12 protein-coding genes and 1 tRNA gene are annotated in these 16,894 nt (G+C 67.8%); 3 read left to right on the top strand and 10 right to left on the bottom strand.

The window, feature by feature from the left end:
• Positions 1-223: 223 nt before the first annotated feature.
• The 9 genes from OG510_RS14800 to OG510_RS14840 form a co-directional block, all read right to left on the bottom strand.
• The gene (locus OG510_RS14800; RefSeq protein ID WP_406137257.1) at positions 224-4,123 is read right to left on the bottom strand and encodes a DNA-directed RNA polymerase subunit beta'; all 3,900 of its coding nucleotides are present in this window, start codon (positions 4,121-4,123) and stop codon (positions 224-226) included.
• Positions 4,124-4,250: 127 nt separating this feature from the next.
• Positions 4,251-7,733 carry a DNA-directed RNA polymerase subunit beta gene (gene rpoB, locus OG510_RS14805; RefSeq protein WP_164264066.1) on the bottom strand — a complete coding sequence of 1,161 codons (3,483 nt, stop codon included), beginning with the start codon at positions 7,731-7,733 and terminating at the stop codon, positions 4,251-4,253.
• A 551-nt stretch (positions 7,734-8,284) separates the two neighbouring features.
• Complete coding sequence (gene rplL / locus OG510_RS14810) at positions 8,285-8,668, bottom strand: 50S ribosomal protein L7/L12 (RefSeq protein WP_164264065.1); 384 nt, start codon at positions 8,666-8,668, stop codon at positions 8,285-8,287.
• Positions 8,669-8,749: 81 nt separating this feature from the next.
• Positions 8,750-9,307 (bottom strand): 50S ribosomal protein L10, encoded by a 558-nt coding sequence (gene rplJ, locus OG510_RS14815; protein WP_164264064.1) that lies wholly within the window; start codon positions 9,305-9,307, stop codon positions 8,750-8,752.
• A 613-nt stretch (positions 9,308-9,920) separates the two neighbouring features.
• On the bottom strand, positions 9,921-10,643 hold the full coding sequence (gene rplA, locus OG510_RS14820; protein ID WP_164264063.1) for a 50S ribosomal protein L1: 723 nt from the start codon (positions 10,641-10,643) through the stop codon (positions 9,921-9,923).
• Between the two features lie 79 nt (positions 10,644-10,722).
• Positions 10,723-11,157: a 50S ribosomal protein L11 gene (rplK, locus tag OG510_RS14825; protein ID WP_164264062.1), complete on the bottom strand. Its 435-nt coding sequence runs from the start codon at positions 11,155-11,157 to the stop codon at positions 10,723-10,725.
• A 182-nt stretch (positions 11,158-11,339) separates the two neighbouring features.
• Complete coding sequence (nusG, locus tag OG510_RS14830; RefSeq protein WP_406137259.1) at positions 11,340-12,245, bottom strand: transcription termination/antitermination protein NusG; 906 nt, start codon at positions 12,243-12,245, stop codon at positions 11,340-11,342.
• Positions 12,246-12,319: 74 nt separating this feature from the next.
• A complete protein-coding gene (gene secE, locus OG510_RS14835) occupies positions 12,320-12,604 on the bottom strand; it encodes a preprotein translocase subunit SecE (RefSeq protein WP_164264060.1) in 285 nt (94 codons plus the stop codon).
• Between the two features lie 107 nt (positions 12,605-12,711).
• Positions 12,712-12,784: transfer RNA gene (locus OG510_RS14840), tRNA-Trp, on the bottom strand.
• 293 nt (positions 12,785-13,077) lie between these two features.
• Here OG510_RS14840 and OG510_RS14845 point away from each other — a divergent pair.
• Both OG510_RS14845 and OG510_RS14850 read left to right on the top strand, forming a co-directional pair.
• Positions 13,078-14,304, top strand: a complete 1,227-nt coding sequence (locus OG510_RS14845; protein ID WP_164264059.1) for a pyridoxal phosphate-dependent aminotransferase — start codon at positions 13,078-13,080, stop codon at positions 14,302-14,304.
• 124 nt (positions 14,305-14,428) lie between these two features.
• Entirely contained in the window at positions 14,429-15,445 is a 1,017-nt protein-coding gene (locus OG510_RS14850) for an adenosine deaminase (RefSeq protein WP_406137261.1), read from the top strand.
• On the opposite strand, the gene OG510_RS14855 is transcribed toward OG510_RS14850, so the two are convergent.
• Positions 15,435-16,046 carry a TetR/AcrR family transcriptional regulator gene (locus tag OG510_RS14855; RefSeq protein ID WP_164264076.1) on the bottom strand — a complete coding sequence of 204 codons (612 nt, stop codon included), beginning with the start codon at positions 16,044-16,046 and terminating at the stop codon, positions 15,435-15,437. The genes OG510_RS14850 and OG510_RS14855 overlap by 11 nt on opposite strands.
• A gap of 137 nt (positions 16,047-16,183) precedes the next feature.
• Here OG510_RS14855 and OG510_RS14860 point away from each other — a divergent pair, with 137 nt between their 5' ends.
• Entirely contained in the window at positions 16,184-16,813 is a 630-nt protein-coding gene (locus tag OG510_RS14860; RefSeq protein WP_406137262.1) for an NAD(P)-dependent oxidoreductase, read from the top strand.
• Positions 16,814-16,894 lie beyond the last annotated feature (81 nt).

A 16,894-nucleotide genomic window follows, 5' to 3' on the forward strand; every position in this document is an offset into this window, starting at 1 on the left:
AGCCAGGGCACACCCCAGGCACAAGGTCAGAGCGTACCTACCGCATCGGCTGCGGTCAAAACAAATGCCCACGCGGGCGGACAGACCGCCCTGGGCCGGCACAGAGCGGGCCGGTACGGGGCCGCTCCCGGTACGGAAGAGGGTACGCCGGAGGGCGCCGAGGAGCGGGTACGCCGAAGGGCGGCCACCCCGCAGGATGACCGCCCTTCGTCAGACATGCGCCTTACTGGTTGTACGGACCGTAGTCGTAGTCCTCCAGCGGGACGGCCTGGCCGGAGCCGGTGCCGAACGGCGAGTAGTCGATGTCGTCGTAGCCGACGGCCGAGTACATCGCGGCCTTGGCCTCCTCGGTGGGCTCCACCCGGATGTTGCGGTAGCGGGCGAGGCCCGTACCGGCCGGGATGAGCTTACCGATGATGACGTTCTCCTTGAGGCCGATCAGGGAGTCCGACTTGGCGTTGATCGCCGCGTCGGTCAGGACCCTGGTCGTCTCCTGGAAGGACGCCGCCGACAGCCACGACTCGGTGGCCAGCGACGCCTTGGTGATACCCATCAGCTGCGGACGGCCGGAGGCCGGGTGGCCGCCTTCCGTGACCACACGACGGTTCTCGGTCTCGAACTTCGAGCGCTCGACGAGCTCGCCGGGCAGCAGCTCCGCGTCGCCGGACTCGATGATCGTCACCCGGCGCAGCATCTGCCGGATGATGATCTCGATGTGCTTGTCGTGGATCGACACGCCCTGCGAGTTGTAGACCTTCTGGACTTCGCCGACCAGGTGGACCTGGACCGCACGCTGGCCGAGGATGCGCAGCACGTCGTGCGGGTTGGTGGCACCCACGGTGAGCTTCTGGCCCACCTCGACGCGGTCGCCCTCGCCCACGAGCAGACGGGCCCGCTTGGAGATCGGGAAGGGCGTCTCCTCGCTGCCGTCGTCCGGGGTGACGACGAGCTTCTTCGTCTTCTCGGTCTCCTCGATGCGGACGGAGCCCGCGGCCTCGGAGATCGGCGCGACACCCTTGGGCGTACGGGCCTCGAAGAGCTCGACGACACGCGGCAGACCCTGCGTGATGTCGTCACCGGCCACACCACCGGTGTGGAAGGTACGCATCGTCAGCTGGGTGCCGGGCTCACCGATGGACTGGGCGGCGATGATGCCGACCGCCTCACCGATGTCGACCAGCTTGCCGGTGGCCAGCGAGCGTCCGTAGCAGAAGGCACAGGTGCCGACCGCGGACTCACAGGTCAGGACCGAGCGGGTCTTGACCTCCTCGACACCGGCGCCCACCAGGGCGTCGATCAGGACGTCGCCGAGGTCGACATTGGCCGGCGCGATGACCTTGCCGTCGATGACGACGTCCTCGGCGAGCATGCGGGCGTAGACCGAGGTCTCGACGTCCTCCGTCTTGCGGAGCACACCGTCCTCGCCCTTGACCGCGATCTTGAGCTTCAGACCGCGCTCGGTGCCGCAGTCCTCCTCGCGGATGATCACGTCCTGCGAGACGTCCACCAGACGACGGGTCAGGTAACCCGAGTCGGCGGTACGCAGGGCGGTGTCCGCGAGGCCCTTACGGGCACCGTGGGTGGAGATGAAGTACTCCAGTACGGAGAGACCCTCACGGAACGACGCCTTGATGGGACGCGGGATGGTCTCGTTCTTCGCGTTCGACACCAGACCACGCATACCGGCGATCTGCCGCATCTGCATCATGTTTCCTCGGGCACCCGAGTCAACCATCATGAAGATGGGGTTCGTCTTGGGGAAGTTCGCGTTCATCGCCTCGGCGACCTCGTTGGTCGCCTTGGTCCAGATCGCGATGAGCTCCTGCGTGCGCTCGTCCTTGGTGATCAGACCGCGCTCGTACTGCTTCTGGACCTTCTCGTCCTGGGCCTCGTAACCCTGGACGATGGCCTTCTTGGCCTCCGGGACGACGATGTCCGAAACGGCGACGGTGACGCCGGAACGGGTCGCCCAGTGGAAGCCCGCAGCCTTCAGGTTGTCGAGCGTCGCCGCCACGATGACCTTGGGGTAGCGCTCGGCCAGGTCGTTGACGATCTCGGAGAGCTGCTTCTTGCCCACCGAGTAGTCGACGAACGGGTAGTCCTCGGGCAGCAGCTCATTGAAGAGCGCGCGGCCCAGGGTCGTACGCAGCCGGAAGGTGTCGCCCGGCTGGTACTCGGGCTCGCCCGGCTCGGCGACCGGCGGCACCCAGCCACGCGGCGGGATGGTGCCCACCGGGAAGCGGATGTCGACCTTCGCCTGCAGCGACAGCTCGCGGTTGTCGAAGGCCATGATCGCCTCGGCCGCGGAACCGAAGTTCCGGCCCTCGCCGATGACCTTGCGCTCCGCCTCGTCGGTCGTGAGGAAGAACAGTCCGAGCACCATGTCCTGGGTCGGCATGGTGACGGGACGGCCGTCGGCCGGCTTCAGGATGTTGTTCGAGGACAGCATCAGGATGCGGGCCTCGGCCTGCGCCTCTGCCGACAGCGGCAGGTGGACGGCCATCTGGTCACCGTCGAAGTCCGCGTTGAACGCGGTGCAGACGAGCGGGTGGATCTGGATGGCCTTGCCCTCGACCAGCTGCGGCTCGAACGCCTGGATACCCAGGCGGTGCAGGGTCGGCGCACGGTTCAGCAGCACCGGGTGCTCGGCGATGACCTCTTCGAGGACGTCGTACACCACGGTGCGGCCGCGCTCGACCATGCGCTTGGCCGACTTGATGTTCTGCGCGTGGTTCAGGTCCACCAGGCGCTTCATCACGAACGGCTTGAAGAGCTCCAGCGCCATGGCCTTCGGCAGACCGCACTGGTGCAGCTTGAGCTGCGGGCCGACGACGATCACGGAACGCGCGGAGTAGTCCACACGCTTGCCGAGGAGGTTCTGACGGAACCGGCCCTGCTTGCCCTTGAGCATGTCGCTCAGGGACTTCAGGGGACGGTTGCCGGGACCGGTGACCGGGCGACCGCGGCGGCCGTTGTCGAACAGCGCGTCGACGGCCTCCTGCAGCATCCGCTTCTCGTTGTTCACGATGATCTCGGGGGCACCGAGGTCGAGGAGACGCTTGAGGCGGTTGTTGCGGTTGATCACACGGCGGTACAGGTCGTTCAGGTCGGAGGTCGCGAAGCGGCCACCGTCCAGTTGCACCATCGGACGCAGGTCCGGCGGGATGACCGGTACGCAGTCCAGCACCATGCCCTTGGGCTTGTTGCTGGTCTGCAGGAACGCGGAGACGACCTTGAGGCGCTTGAGCGCACGGGTCTTCTTCTGGCCCTTGCCGGTACGGATGATCTCGCGGAGGCGCTCGGCCTCCTCGTCGAGGTCGAAGGACTCAAGGCGCTTCTGCAGGGCGGCAGCACCCATGCAGCCGTCGAAGTACGTGCCGAAGCGGTCACGCAGCTCGCGGTAGAGCAGCTCGTCGCCCTCCAGGTCCTGGACCTTGAGGCTCTTGAAGCGGCTCCACACCTCGTCGAGACGGTCGATCTCGCGCTGCGCACGGTCACGCAGCTGCTTCATCTCGCGCTCGGCGCCTTCGCGCACCTTGCGGCGCACGTCGGCCTTGGCGCCCTCGGCCTCCAGCTCGGCCAGGTCGGTCTCGAGCTTCTTGGCGCGGGCCTCCAGGTCGGAGTCGCGGCGGTTCTCGACCTGCTGGCGCTCGACGGAGACGTGAGCCTCCAGCGAGGGCAGGTCGCGCGTCCGGCGCTCCTCGTCCACAAAGGTGATCATGTACGCGGCGAAGTAGATGACCTTTTCGAGGTCCTTCGGCGCGAGGTCGAGCAGGTAGCCCAGACGCGAAGGGACACCCTTGAAGTACCAGATGTGGGTGACGGGAGCGGCCAGCTCAATGTGGCCCATCCGCTCACGGCGCACCTTGGCGCGAGTGACCTCGACGCCGCAGCGCTCACAGATGATGCCCTTGAAGCGGACACGCTTGTACTTGCCGCAGTAGCACTCCCAGTCCCGGGTGGGGCCGAAGATCTTCTCGCAGAAGAGTCCGTCCTTCTCGGGCTTGAGGGTGCGGTAGTTGATGGTCTCCGGCTTCTTCACTTCGCCGTGGGACCAGGTCCGGATGTCGTCCGCGGTGGCGAGGCCAATCCGCAGCTCGTCGAAGAAGTTGACGTCGAGCACTTGTCGTCAATCCCTCTTTCGGGGGTTCGAGCCCCTCGCGTCAGCGAGAAAAATGGGCACTTCAGCAATGGTCTGAACGGGTCCGGGGAGAGCCGGCCGCCTCAGAGCGAGGCGGCCGGACAACCCGTCAGACCTCTTCGACGCTGCTCGGCTCTCGCCGGGACAGGTCGATACCGAGCTCCTCCGCTGCACGGAAGACGTCCTCGTCCGTGTCGCGCATCTCGATGGACATGCCGTCCGAAGACAGCACCTCCACGTTGAGGCAGAGCGACTGCATCTCCTTGATGAGCACCTTGAAGGACTCGGGAATGCCGGGCTCGGGGATGTTCTCGCCCTTGACGATGGCCTCGTAGACCTTCACGCGGCCGGTCACGTCGTCGGACTTGATCGTCAGCAGCTCCTGGAGGGCGTAAGCGGCGCCATAAGCCTCCAGCGCCCACACCTCCATCTCACCGAAGCGCTGTCCACCGAACTGAGCCTTACCACCCAGCGGCTGCTGGGTGATCATCGAGTACGGGCCGGTCGAACGGGCGTGCAGCTTGTCGTCGACCAGGTGGTGGAGCTTGAGGATGTACATGTACCCGACCGAGACCGGGTCCGGGAACGGCTCGCCGGAGCGGCCGTCGAACATCCGGGCCTTGCCGGACGGGAGGACCATGCGGTCACCGTCACGGTTCGGGATGGTGGACTCGAAGAGACCGGAGATCTCGTCCTCGCGCGCACCGTCGAAGACCGGGGTGGCGACGTTGGTGCCGGCGGCCACGTCGTCGGCGCCGATGGACTTGAGGCGCTCCATCCACTCCTCGTTGCCCTCGACCTTCCAGCCCTGGCTGGCGAGCCAGCCGAGGTGGATCTCCAGGACCTGGCCCGGGTTCATCCGGGACGGGACACCCAGCGGGTTGAGGATGATGTCGACCGGGGTGCCGTCCTCCAGGAACGGCATGTCCTCGATCGGCAGGATCTTCGAGATGACGCCCTTGTTGCCGTGACGGCCGGCGAGCTTGTCACCGTCGGTGATCTTGCGCTTCTGCGCGACGTAGACGCGGACCAGCTGGTTCACGCCGGGCGGCAGCTCGTCGCCCTCTTCGCGGTCGAAGACGCGGACGCCGATGACCTTGCCGATCTCGCCGTGCGGCACCTTCAGCGAGGTGTCGCGCACCTCGCGCGCCTTCTCACCGAAGATCGCACGGAGCAGGCGCTCCTCCGGGGTGAGCTCGGTCTCGCCCTTGGGCGTGACCTTGCCGACCAGGATGTCGCCGGCGACGACGTCGGCACCGATACGGATGATGCCGCGCTCGTCGAGGTCGGCGAGGACCTCTTCGGAGACGTTCGGGATGTCCCGGGTGATCTCCTCCGGGCCGAGCTTGGTGTCACGGGCGTCGACCTCGTGCTCCTCGATGTGGATCGAGGAGAGGACGTCGTCCTGCACGAGGCGCTGCGACAGGATGATCGCGTCCTCGTAGTTGTGACCTTCCCACGGCATGAAGGCGACGAGGAGGTTCTTGCCGAGCGCCATCTCGCCGTTCTCGGTCGCCGGGCCGTCGGCCAGCACCTGGCTCTCGATCACCCGGTCGCCCTCGTTGACGACGACCTTCTGGTTGACCGATGTGCCCTGGTTCGAGCGGGAGAACTTGGCGATGCGGTACGTCGAGTACGTGCCGTCGTCGTTGGCGATGGTGACGTAGTCCGCGGATACCTCCTGGACCACACCGTCCTTCTCCGCCTTGAGGACGTCACCGGCGTCGACCGCGCAGCGGTACTCCATGCCGGTGCCGACCAGCGGCGCCTCGGACTGGATGAGCGGCACGGCCTGACGCATCATGTTCGCGCCCATGAGGGCACGGTTGGCGTCGTCGTGCTCCAGGAACGGGATCATCGCGGTCGCGACCGACACCATCTGGCGCGGCGAGACGTCCATGTAGTCGACGTCGTCGCCGGGGATGTAGTCGACCTCGCCGCCACGACGGCGGACCAGGACGCGCGGTTCGGTGAACCGCATGTCCTCGGAGAGCGTCGCGTTGGCCTGGGCGATGACGAAGCGGTCTTCCTCGTCGGCCGTGAGGTAGTCGACGTCGTCGGTGACGACACCTTCGACGACCTTGCGGTACGGCGTCTCGACGAAGCCGAACGCGTTGACCCGGCCGTAGGAGGCGAGCGAACCGATCAGACCGATGTTCGGGCCTTCGGGCGTCTCGATCGGGCACATACGTCCGTAGTGGGACGGGTGCACGTCACGGACCTCGAAGCCGGCCCGCTCACGGGAGAGACCACCCGGGCCAAGAGCCGACAGGCGGCGCTTGTGGGTGAGACCCGACAGCGGGTTGTTCTGGTCCATGAACTGGGACAGCTGGCTGGTGCCGAAGAACTCCTTGATGGAGGCGACGACGGGCCGGATGTTGATCAGGGTCTGCGGCGTGATCGCCTCGACGTCCTGGGTCGTCATGCGCTCACGCACGACGCGCTCCATCCGGGCCAGGCCGGTACGGACCTGGTTCTGGATGAGCTCGCCGACGTTGCGCAGACGGCGGTTGCCGAAGTGGTCGATGTCGTCGGTCTCGACGACGATCTGACGGCCGGACTCGCCCACCGTCTCGGTCTCGCCGGCGTGCAGCTTGACCAGGTACTTGATGGTGGCGATGACGTCGTCGCTGGTGAGCACACCGGCGTCGAGCGGCTCGTCGGCGCCGAGCTTCTTGTTCACCTTGTAGCGGCCGACCTTCGCGAGGTCGTAGCGCTTCGGGTTGAAGTAGAGGTTCTCGAGCAGCGTCTGAGCAGCCTCGCGCGTGGGCGGCTCGCCCGGACGCAGCTTGCGGTAGATGTCGAGCAGCGCGTCGTCCTGGCCCTGGGTGTGGTCCTTCTCCAGGGTGGCGCGCATCGACTCGTACTCGCCGAACTCTTCAAGGATCTGCTCAGTGGTCCAGCCGAGAGCCTTGAGGAGGACGGTGACGGACTGCTTGCGCTTGCGGTCGATGCGGACACCGACCATGTCGCGCTTGTCGATCTCCATCTCGAGCCAGGCACCCCGGGACGGGATGATCTTGGCCGAGAAGATGTCCTTGTCGGACGTCTTGTCGATGGAGGAGTCGAAGTAGACACCGGGCGAACGGACCAGCTGCGACACCACGACACGCTCGGTGCCGTTGATGACGAACGTGCCCTTGTTGGTCATGAGCGGGAAGTCGCCCATGAAGACCGTCTGAGACTTGATCTCACCGGTCTCGTTGTTGGTGAACTCGGCCGTGACGAAGAGCGGCGCAGCGAACGTGAAGTCGCGGTCCTTGCACTCGTCGATCGAGTTCTTCGGGGGCTCGAAACGGTGGTCGCGGAACGTCAGCGACATCGACCCCGAGAAGTCCTCGATCGGCGAGATCTCTTCGAAGATCTCTTCCAGACCGGACTTGGTGGGAACGTCCTGTCCGCTCTCGAGAGCGGCCTCGACGCGACCCTTCCAAGCGGCATTACCGAGCAGCCAGTCAAAGCTTTCGGTCTGCAGCGCAAGGAGGTTCGGAACCTCGAGGGGCTCCCTGATCTTTGCAAAGGAGATGCGCAGCGGGGCGGTGCTGGCGCCGTTGTTCGTATTGGAGGTCGAGGCGTTGCGCGAGGCGGCCAAGAGGGGGTCCTTCCGAGGGCTCGGACTCACTACGCGCGTACCGGTCCCAAGCGGGGCACAGAGAGAGACATCCCAGGTCAGGGAGGGCAGTCTTCGATGCTCAAGCGTGGGCATGCCCCTGGTGACGGGCAGGAGGCAGCTAACAGGCAGCGCAAAGGGTCAGTGTAGCCATAAGGCTCACTGATGTCCAGAGCGGGTTCTGGGAGACCCTCATTCTTCTTCTCAACACCTGCGTCAAAGCTTCCCTCTTCGTCGCCGATCCATGCCTCGGATACGGATCGATGTGACGACGCGTCCTGAGAATTGCGCGCTCCGTGCGGTTCGTCAAGGCCCCCCACCCCTCGGGGGTCGCCGTCGGCCACGCTGCGGGAGCGAGAGAGGGCACCAGGCCCGGCGCGCAACGAAGATCACCATACTCGTCACGGCGGGAAGAGCAAGGCAGGCAGGAGGGGCGTCAGGCACGCGAAAGGGCGACCACCCGGATGGGTGATCGCCCTTCGCTGTGCAGATGTACGCCGAGGGCGTACGAGGGAGTCCGGAGACTCCCGGAATTACTTGACCTCGACCGAGGCGCCGGCGCCCTTGAGGGACTCGGCAGCCTTCTCGGCGGCCTCCTTGGCGACCTTCTCGAGGACGGGCTTCGGGGCGCCGTCCACGAGGTCCTTGGCCTCCTTGAGGCCCAGCGAGGTCAGCTCACGCACGACCTTGATGACCTGGATCTTCTTGTCGCCGGCACCGGTGAGGATGACGTCGAACTCGTCCTGCTCCTCAGCGGCCTCGGGGGTGGCGGCGGCGCCACCGGCGGCGGCAACGGCGACCGGGGCGGCAGCCTTGACGTCGAACTTCTCCTCGAAGGCCTTGACGAACTCGGAGAGCTCGATGAGGGTCAGGGTCTCGAACTGCTCGAGCAGCTCGTCCTGGGACAGCTTCGCCATGATGGCGTCCTTCCACTTTTTCGGCAGGTGCCGGGTGTATATGACGGCGGGCGTACGGGCCCGCTGCGACGCGAAGCCGAATTACTCGGCGTCGGCCTCGGCGGGAGCCGGCGTACCGGCACCGCCCTGCTCGACCTTGGCGCGAAGGGCGTCCGCGGTGCGGACGAACTCCGACAGCGGGGCCTGGAAAGTCGCCGCGGCCTTGGCCATCGACGCCTTGATTCCACCGGCCACCTTGGCGAGCAGAACCTCGCGGGACTCGAGGTCCGCGAGCTTCTTGAACTCATCCGCGGACAGCGCCTTACCATCAAGGACACCGCCCTTGATGACGAGGTTGGGGTTCTCCTTGGCGAAGTCACGAAGACCCTTCGCCGACTCCACCGGGTCACCGGTGACGAAGGCAACCGCCGTCGGACCTGCGAACAGGTCGTCCAGCGTGTTGATCCCGGCCTCGTTGGCCGCGATCTTGGTCAGCGTGTTCTTCACCACGGCGTACTGGGCGTTCTCACCGAGCGAACGGCGCAGCTGCTTGAGCTGGGCCACGGTGAGACCCCGGTACTCGGTCAGCACAGCGGCGTTCGAGCTGCGGAACTTGTCCGCCAGCTCGGCTACCGCGGCAGCCTTGTCGGGCCTTGCCATAGAGCGTCGGCCTCCTTCCGGGTGATGAGGACCGCTCAGAAGGGGCTGGACAGACGAAACGCCCCGGCACAGGTGCACGGGGCGCGAGCTCGACCGGACGGATCCGGGAGCACTTCCACGATCACCTGCGCGAGTCGCCCGCTTCCAGCGGATCCTTCGGCCACCGCGCCCTCTTACGAGCACACGGCAACGACCAGCGGTCTTTGGCTTCGTCGGAAGAGTACGCGAACGGGGGCACGCCGAGCAAATCCGTTCCCGGTCAGCTGATTGAGCGCCCGAACGCGGGGGTAGAGGGCGGGACTTCACCGGGCCGGCACGCCCCCGGTCGGCTCCCGGTCAGTGTCCGGCCGCTGGCGTGCCGCCCCGTACCGCCGTGCCGTGGTCGGGGGCGTACGGGCCCGCAGCGCGCCGTACGCCCTGCGCCAGGGATCCGGCGGGCAGCGGCCGCCCGTACCGCCGCCGGTGCCTCCTGTGCCCCGCCTGTGCCGCCCCAGCAGAGCGGCAACGCAGGAGAGACCAGGGGCCAACGCAGAAGCCGGGCCCCGCACCTCCGGAGAGGTGCGGGGCCCGGCTCACAGCACGCGTGTCCCGCGGCTGCCTGCCGATCCGGGGATCAGACGGCGGCCGGGTCCTCCTCGACGAGGAGGTTGCGGGTGCGGTTGGCGTCCAGCGGGATGCCGGGGCCCATCGTGGTGGCCAGCGTGGCCTTCTTGATGTAGCGGCCCTTGGCGGCCGACGGCTTCAGACGGAGGACTTCCTCCAGTGCCGCGGCGTAGTTCTCGACCAGCTTCGTCTCGTCGAAGGAGACCTTGCCGATGATGAAGTGCAGGTTCGAGTGCTTGTCGACACGGAACTCGATCTTGCCGCCCTTGATGTCCGTGACAGCCTTCGTCACGTCAGGGGTGACCGTTCCGGTCTTCGGGTTCGGCATGAGCCCACGCGGACCGAGCACGCGGCCGAGGCGGCCGACCTTGCCCATGAGGTCCGGGGTGGCGACGACGGCGTCGAAGTCCAGACGGCCCTTCGCCACCTCGTCGATGAGCTCGTCGGCGCCGACGATGTCGGCGCCCGCGGCCTCCGCGGCCGCAGCACGGTCACCGGTCGCGAAGACCAGGACCCGGGCGGTCTTGCCGGTGCCGTGCGGCAGGTTCACGGTGCCGCGGACCATCTGGTCGGCCTTGCGCGGGTCGACACCCAGACGCATGGCGACCTCGACGGTGCCGTCGAACTTGGTCGCGGAGGTGTCCTTGGCGAGGCGGACGGCTTCGAGCGGGGCGTACAGCTTGTCCGCGTCGACCTTGGCGTCCGCAGCGCGGAGAGTCTTGCTGCGCTTCACTTCTGCTCCTAGATGGGGAGTGGGAGTCGTGGTGCGGGCCGGCGCTGGCCCTACCACTGTGGTGCGGAGGGGGGCTTGATCAGCCCTCGACCGTGACGCCCATGGAACGGGCGGTGCCGGCGATGATCTTGGCCGCGGCCTCGATGTCGTTGGCGTTCAGGTCGGGCATCTTGGTCGTGGCGATCTCGCGGACCTGCTCGCCGGTGAGCTTGGCGACCTTGGTCTTGTGCGGCTCGCCGGAGCCCTTCTCCACACCCGCGGCCTTGAGGATCAGCTTCGCGGCCGGCGGAGTCTTGGTGATGAAGGTGAAGGAGCGGTCCTCATAGACCGTGATCTCCACCGGCACGACCATGCCACGCTGCGACTCGGTCGCGGCGTTGTAGGCCTTGCAGAACTCCATGATGTTGACGCCGTGCTGGCCCAGCGCGGGGCCGACCGGCGGAGCCGGGTTGGCCGCGCCGGCCTTGATCTGGAGCTTGATAAGCCCCGTGACCTTCTTCTTCTTGGGAGGCATTGCTCTCTCCGGGTCCTAGTGAGAGTGTTTCGCCGCCATTCCGGTTCATCCGGACGGAGGCATACCGCGCAACGATAACGGGTATAGCTGCGCGACCAAAAACCAAGCAGGTCAGACGGCTGGTGAGCCGGTCTGACCTGCTTGGAAGGCGTGTGTGCCAGAAGCCGTACGGCCGGGGGCCGCTAGTTCTTCTGGATCTGGTCGAAGCTGAGCTCGACCGGGGTCTCGCGGCCGAAGATCTCGACGAGGCCCTTGACCTTCTTCGAGTCGGCGTTGATCTCGTTGATCGTCGCCTGGAGCGTCGCGAACGGGCCGTCGGTGACGGTGACCGAGTCGCCGACCTCGAAGTCGAGCACCTGGACCTCGACCTTGCGGGCCGGAGCCGGCTTGCCCTCGGCCTCCGCGGCCTCGCGGGCGGCCTTCTCCTCGGCCTCGGGGGCGAGCATCTTGACGATCTCGTCCAGGGTCAGCGGGTAGGGGTCGTAGGCGTTGCCGACGAAGCCGGTGACTCCGGGGGTGTTGCGGACAACGCCCCAGGACTCGTTGGTGAGGTCCATACGGACCAGGACGTAACCGGGAAGCTTGTTCTGGCGGACGTTCTTGCGCTCGCCGTTCTTGATCTGGACGATCTCTTCCTCGGGCACTTCGGCCTGGTAGATGAACTCCTCGACGTTCAGCGAGACGGCACGCTGCTCCAGGTTGGCCTTCACACGCTTCTCGTAACCGGCGTACGTGTGGATGACGTACCACTCGCCGGGCAGACCGCGGAGCTCCTGGCGCAGGGCCTCGACCGGGTCGACCGGGGGAACGTCGGCGGCTTCCTCGGCGGCCTCTTCGTCCTCGGCCTCTTCGGCGGCTGCCTCCACGTCGGCGGCGGCTTCGGCGTCGGCGTCGGACTCCGCCACGGCCACGGCCTCGTCGTCGGCGTGCACAGCGGACTCTTCGGCGGGCTCACCGGCGGCGGCGTCGGCAGCTTCGGCCTGGTCCGGCTCCACAGCGTCTGCCGCCTCGACGATGTCGAGCTCGTCCTCTGCGGACGCGACGCTCTCGCCCGGCTCGACGGCCTCGTTCAGGTTCGGGTCAGACACGGTGGCTGCTTCTTCCTGGATACAAATCGGGTGGAACATGCGAAAAAGACGCCGCTCCCGGCGTCTTTCGCGGATCAGCCAAAGACGTACTTGGCGGCCTGGTTGAAGCCATAGTCAATCACGGTCACGATGCCGATCATGATGACGACGAAAACGATCACCACGGTGGTGTAGGTCGAGAGCTGGCTACGAGTCGGCCAGACGACCTTGCGCAGTTCCGCGACGATCTGGCGGTAGAAGAGCGCGAGGCGGCCGAAGGGGCCCTTCTTGCCGCGCTTCCCGCCCTTGCGCGCCTTCTTCGACTCCGGCGCTTCATCCTGCGCATCAGGCACGTCGATGGAGCCGACGGCGTCCGTCACGATCTCTCACCTGATTCCGGGTCGTGGCCGTGCCGCGCCCGGTGGAGCCGCACGGCGGTGCATAGATGTACGTACATGCGCACACAGCCTGGCGAAGGTGTGTGTAGCAGGGCCGGAGGGACTTGAACCCCCAACCGCTGGTTTTGGAGACCAGTGCTCTACCAATTGAGCTACGACCCTTTGTGGTTCCCCCAACCTACCGCATCCGACCGGGTGCACGGAGTGCGCTCGGCAGGACGGCTGGTGAAGGCCAACGACGAGTGAGTGTACGTGGTCGGGGGCCTGACGTCGAACAGCTTCGGCCGGGGCGGCCCGCACCGGGCCCCTGTCTTTCCGCTTGTCCTCGGGTGCCGGGCCCGCGCGAGCCCGGCACAGGCCCGGTTCCCGCTCGGCGTACGGCTGTTGCCGGACCCGGTGTCCGCCCTTCGAAACCTGTGTGCCGAGTCCGTTTGCGGTCTGGGACCATGGGCCCCATGAGCGCCGCAACTCCTCCGACCGAGCGCAGGGTCTCCGCCCGCATCGGTGCCATCTCCGAGTCCGCCACTCTCGCCGTCGACGCCAAGGCGAAGGCCCTGAAGGCCGCCGGGCGTCCGGTGATCGGCTTCGGTGCCGGTGAGCCCGACTTCCCCACGCCCGGCTACATCGTCGAGGCCGCGATCGCGGCCTGCAGCAATCCGAAGTACCACCGCTACACGCCGGCCGGCGGGCTCCCCGAGCTCAAGGCCGCCATCGCCGCGAAGACCCTGCGCGACTCCGGTTACGAGGTCGAGGCGTCCCAGGTGCTCGTCACCAACGGCGGCAAGCAGGCGATCTACCAGGCGTTCGCCGCGATCCTCGACCCGGGCGACGAGGTCATCGTCCCGGCTCCGTACTGGACCACGTACCCCGAGTCGATCCGGCTCGCGGGCGGTGTCCCGGTCGAGGTCGTCGCCGACGAGACCACCGGCTACCGGGTCTCGGTCGAGCAGCTGGAGGCCGCCCGCACGGAGCGGACCAAGGTCGTCCTCTTCGTCTCGCCGTCCAACCCGACGGGCGCCGTCTACAGCCGCGCCGACACCGAGGCCATCGGCCGCTGGGCCGTCGAGCACGGTCTGTGGGTGCTGACGGACGAGATCTACGAGCACCTGATCTACGGGGACGCCGAGTTCACCTCGCTGCCCGCCGTGGTGCCCGAGCTGCGCGACAAGTGCATCGTGGTCAACGGCGTGGCCAAGACGTACGCCATGACCGGCTGGCGCGTGGGGTGGATCGTGGGCCCGAAGGACGTCGTGAAGGCCGCGACGAACCTCCAGTCGCACGCCACCTCCAACGTCTCCAACGTCTCGCAGGCGGCCGCGCTCGCCGCGGTGTCGGGGAACCTGGACGCGGTCGACGAGATGCGCACGGCCTTCGACCGGCGCCGCAGGACCATCGTGCGGATGCTCAACGAGATCGACGGTGTGCTCTGCCCGGAGCCGGAGGGCGCGTTCTATGCGTACCCCTCGGTGAAGGCGCTCATCGGCAAGCAGATCCGCGGCAAGCGCCCGCAGAGCTCGGTGGAGCTGGCCGCGCTGATCCTGGACGAGGTCGAGGTCGCCGTGGTGCCCGGTGAGGCGTTCGGCACCCCCGGGTACCTGCGTCTGTCGTACGCGCTCGGCGACGACGACCTGGTCGAGGGCGTCTCCCGGGTCCAGAAGCTGCTGGCCGAGGCGACGGACTGACCCGGGCCGACTGCCAAGGGACGGGCCTCCGGTTCTCACCGGGGGCCCGTTTCTTCGTTCGGTCGTCTCCTCGTTGGGGGAAAGCGGCTACCGGTGCGACCGCTCCGTACGGCAGGATCCTCGGATGGAGCGAGTACGTGACATCCGGCTGCTGCCCAAGGCCCATCTGCACCTGCACTTCACCGGGTCGATGCGGCCCACGACGCTGCTTGAACTGGCCGGCAGATACGGCGTGCACCTGCCTGAGGCGCTGACCGGCGGTGAGCCGCCGAAGCTGCGGGCCACCGACGAGCGCGGCTGGTTCCGTTTCCAGCGGCTGTACGACATCGCGCGGTCCTGTCTGCGCACCCCCGAGGACATCCAGCGGCTGGTGCGGGAGGCCGCGCAGGAGGATGTCGCGGACGGTTCGGGGTGGCTGGAGATCCAGGTCGACCCCACGTCGTACGCCCCGTTCCTCGGCGGGCTGATCCCGGCGCTGGAGGTCATCCTGGACGCGGTGGACGCCGCTTCGCGCGACACCGGGCTCGGGATACGTGTGGTGGTCGCGGCGAACCGGATGAAGCATCCGCTGGACGCGCGGACCCTGGCGCGCCTCGCGGTGCGGTACGCGGACCGTGGGGTGATCGGCTTCGGGCTCTCCAACGACGAACGGCGCGGGATGGCGCGGGACTTCGACCGCGCGTTCGCCATCGCCAGGGAGGGCGGTCTGCTGGCGGCGCCGCACGGCGGGGAGCTGAGCGGGCCCTCGTCGGTCCGGGACTGCCTGGACGATCTGCACGCGGCCCGGATCGGGCACGGGGTGCGGGCCGCCGAGGATCCGCTGCTGCTGCGGCGGCTGGCCGAGCGCGGAGTGACCTGTGAGGTCTGCCCGGCGTCGAATGTGGCGCTGGGTGTCTACGAGAAGGCCGAGGACGTACCCCTGCGAAAGTTGTTCGACGCCGGGGTGCCGATGGCGCTCGGTGCGGACGACCCGCTGCTGTTCGGGTCGCGGCTGGCGGCCCAGTACGAGCTGGCGCGGGCCCAGGGGTTCGACGACGGTGAACTGGCCGAGCTGGCACGGCAGTCGGTGCGCGGCTCGGCGGCGCCGGCCGACGTCCGGCGGAAGCTGCTCGCCGGCATCGACGACTGGCTCACCGGCTGAGCCCTCGCACGACCCCCCGCAGCAGGGTCCGCGCGATCCCGGCGGCGAACGCGTCGAGCGGCTGCGGGGGCCTGCCGTCCTCGGTCATGTCGTACGCGAAGGCGCGCTGGGCGCAGGCACCGAGCAGCAGGGAGGCGGCGGCGTAGGTGTCGGTGCCGCTGTCGATCCGGCCCGCGTCCCGCTCGGCGCGCAGATAGGCGTCGACGCCGCGGATGGGCATGTGCGGGCCGGTGCCGAGTTCGCGCATGGCCGCTTCGTGGCGGCGTTTGAGCGGGGGGTCGGCGTAGAGCGAGGCGGCGATCGGGAAGCTCTGTTCGTAGAAGAGGGCGGCTCTGCGGGCGATCTCGGTGAGGTTCTCCTCGACGCTGTGGCGCTGGGGCTCGGCGGTCAGTTCGTCGAGGAGCGGGGTCAGCCTGGGCAGCCGTTCCCTGAGAACGGTCACGAACAGCTCTTCCTTGCTCGCGAAGTGCTTGTAGAGCGCCGCTTCCGAACAGCCGGCCGCTCTGGCGATCTCCTTGGTGGTGGTCCGGGCCAGGCCGATGGTCAGCATGAGGCTGTGTGCGGCGTCGACGATCCGGCCGCGGGCGGGCTTCTGCTGCACGGGGGGCTGCACGGGTGCTCCTACCTGGCTTGACGGAGGGGTGAGTGACTGCCCACTCTAGAGGTGAGTGAATACTTACCCACTACGCGGGACACCTCTACCGGCCGTCTCGGCCGACCACCTTGGGAGGGTGTGCGATGAGGCTCACAGTGTTCGGGGCGACCGGCGGTATCGGCGGACAGATCGTCCGGCAGGCACTGGCCGCCGGGCATCAGGTCACGGCCGTGGTCCGCGATCCGGCACGGCTCACGGTGACCGGGGAGGGGCTCGACGTGGTCCGCTCGGATCTCGGTGACCCGGAGCCGCTGCGGGCGGCGGTGGCCGGGCGGGACGCGGTGCTCTCCGGGCTGGGCGCGCGCAGCCGTAAGGACGCGGGCATCACGCAGGTGCTGACCCGGCCGGTGCTCGCGGCCATGGAGGCGGAGGGGGTGCGGCGGCTGCTCGTGGTGAGCGCGGCGCCGCTGGCACCGCCGGGGGACCGGTCGTTCGCGGACCGCGCCGCGCTCGGGGTGATCGGCGTGATCCTGAAGGCGGTCTACGAGGACCTGCGGGTCATGGAGGCCGAGGTGGCGCGGAGCGCCACGGACTGGACGGTGGTACGACCGCCGAAGCTGACGGACAAGCCGGTGACCGGCGAGTACCGAACCGTCGTCGGGGGCAATCCGCGCGGCGGCCGGAGCATCTCGCGCGCCGATGTGGCGCACGCGATGCTGGCGATGATCGACGACCGGGCGACGGTGAAGCAGGGCGTCGGGGTCGCGTACTGACGGACGGGCGGACGCTCCGGTGTCGGCCGGTGGCGGGCCGACACCGGCGATCAGGGGCCGACACCCGTCGTTACAGGCCGG

The sequence above is a fragment of the Streptomyces sp. NBC_01089 genome (genome assembly GCF_045162975.1).
GTDB lineage: Bacteria > Actinomycetota > Actinomycetes > Streptomycetales > Streptomycetaceae > Streptomyces.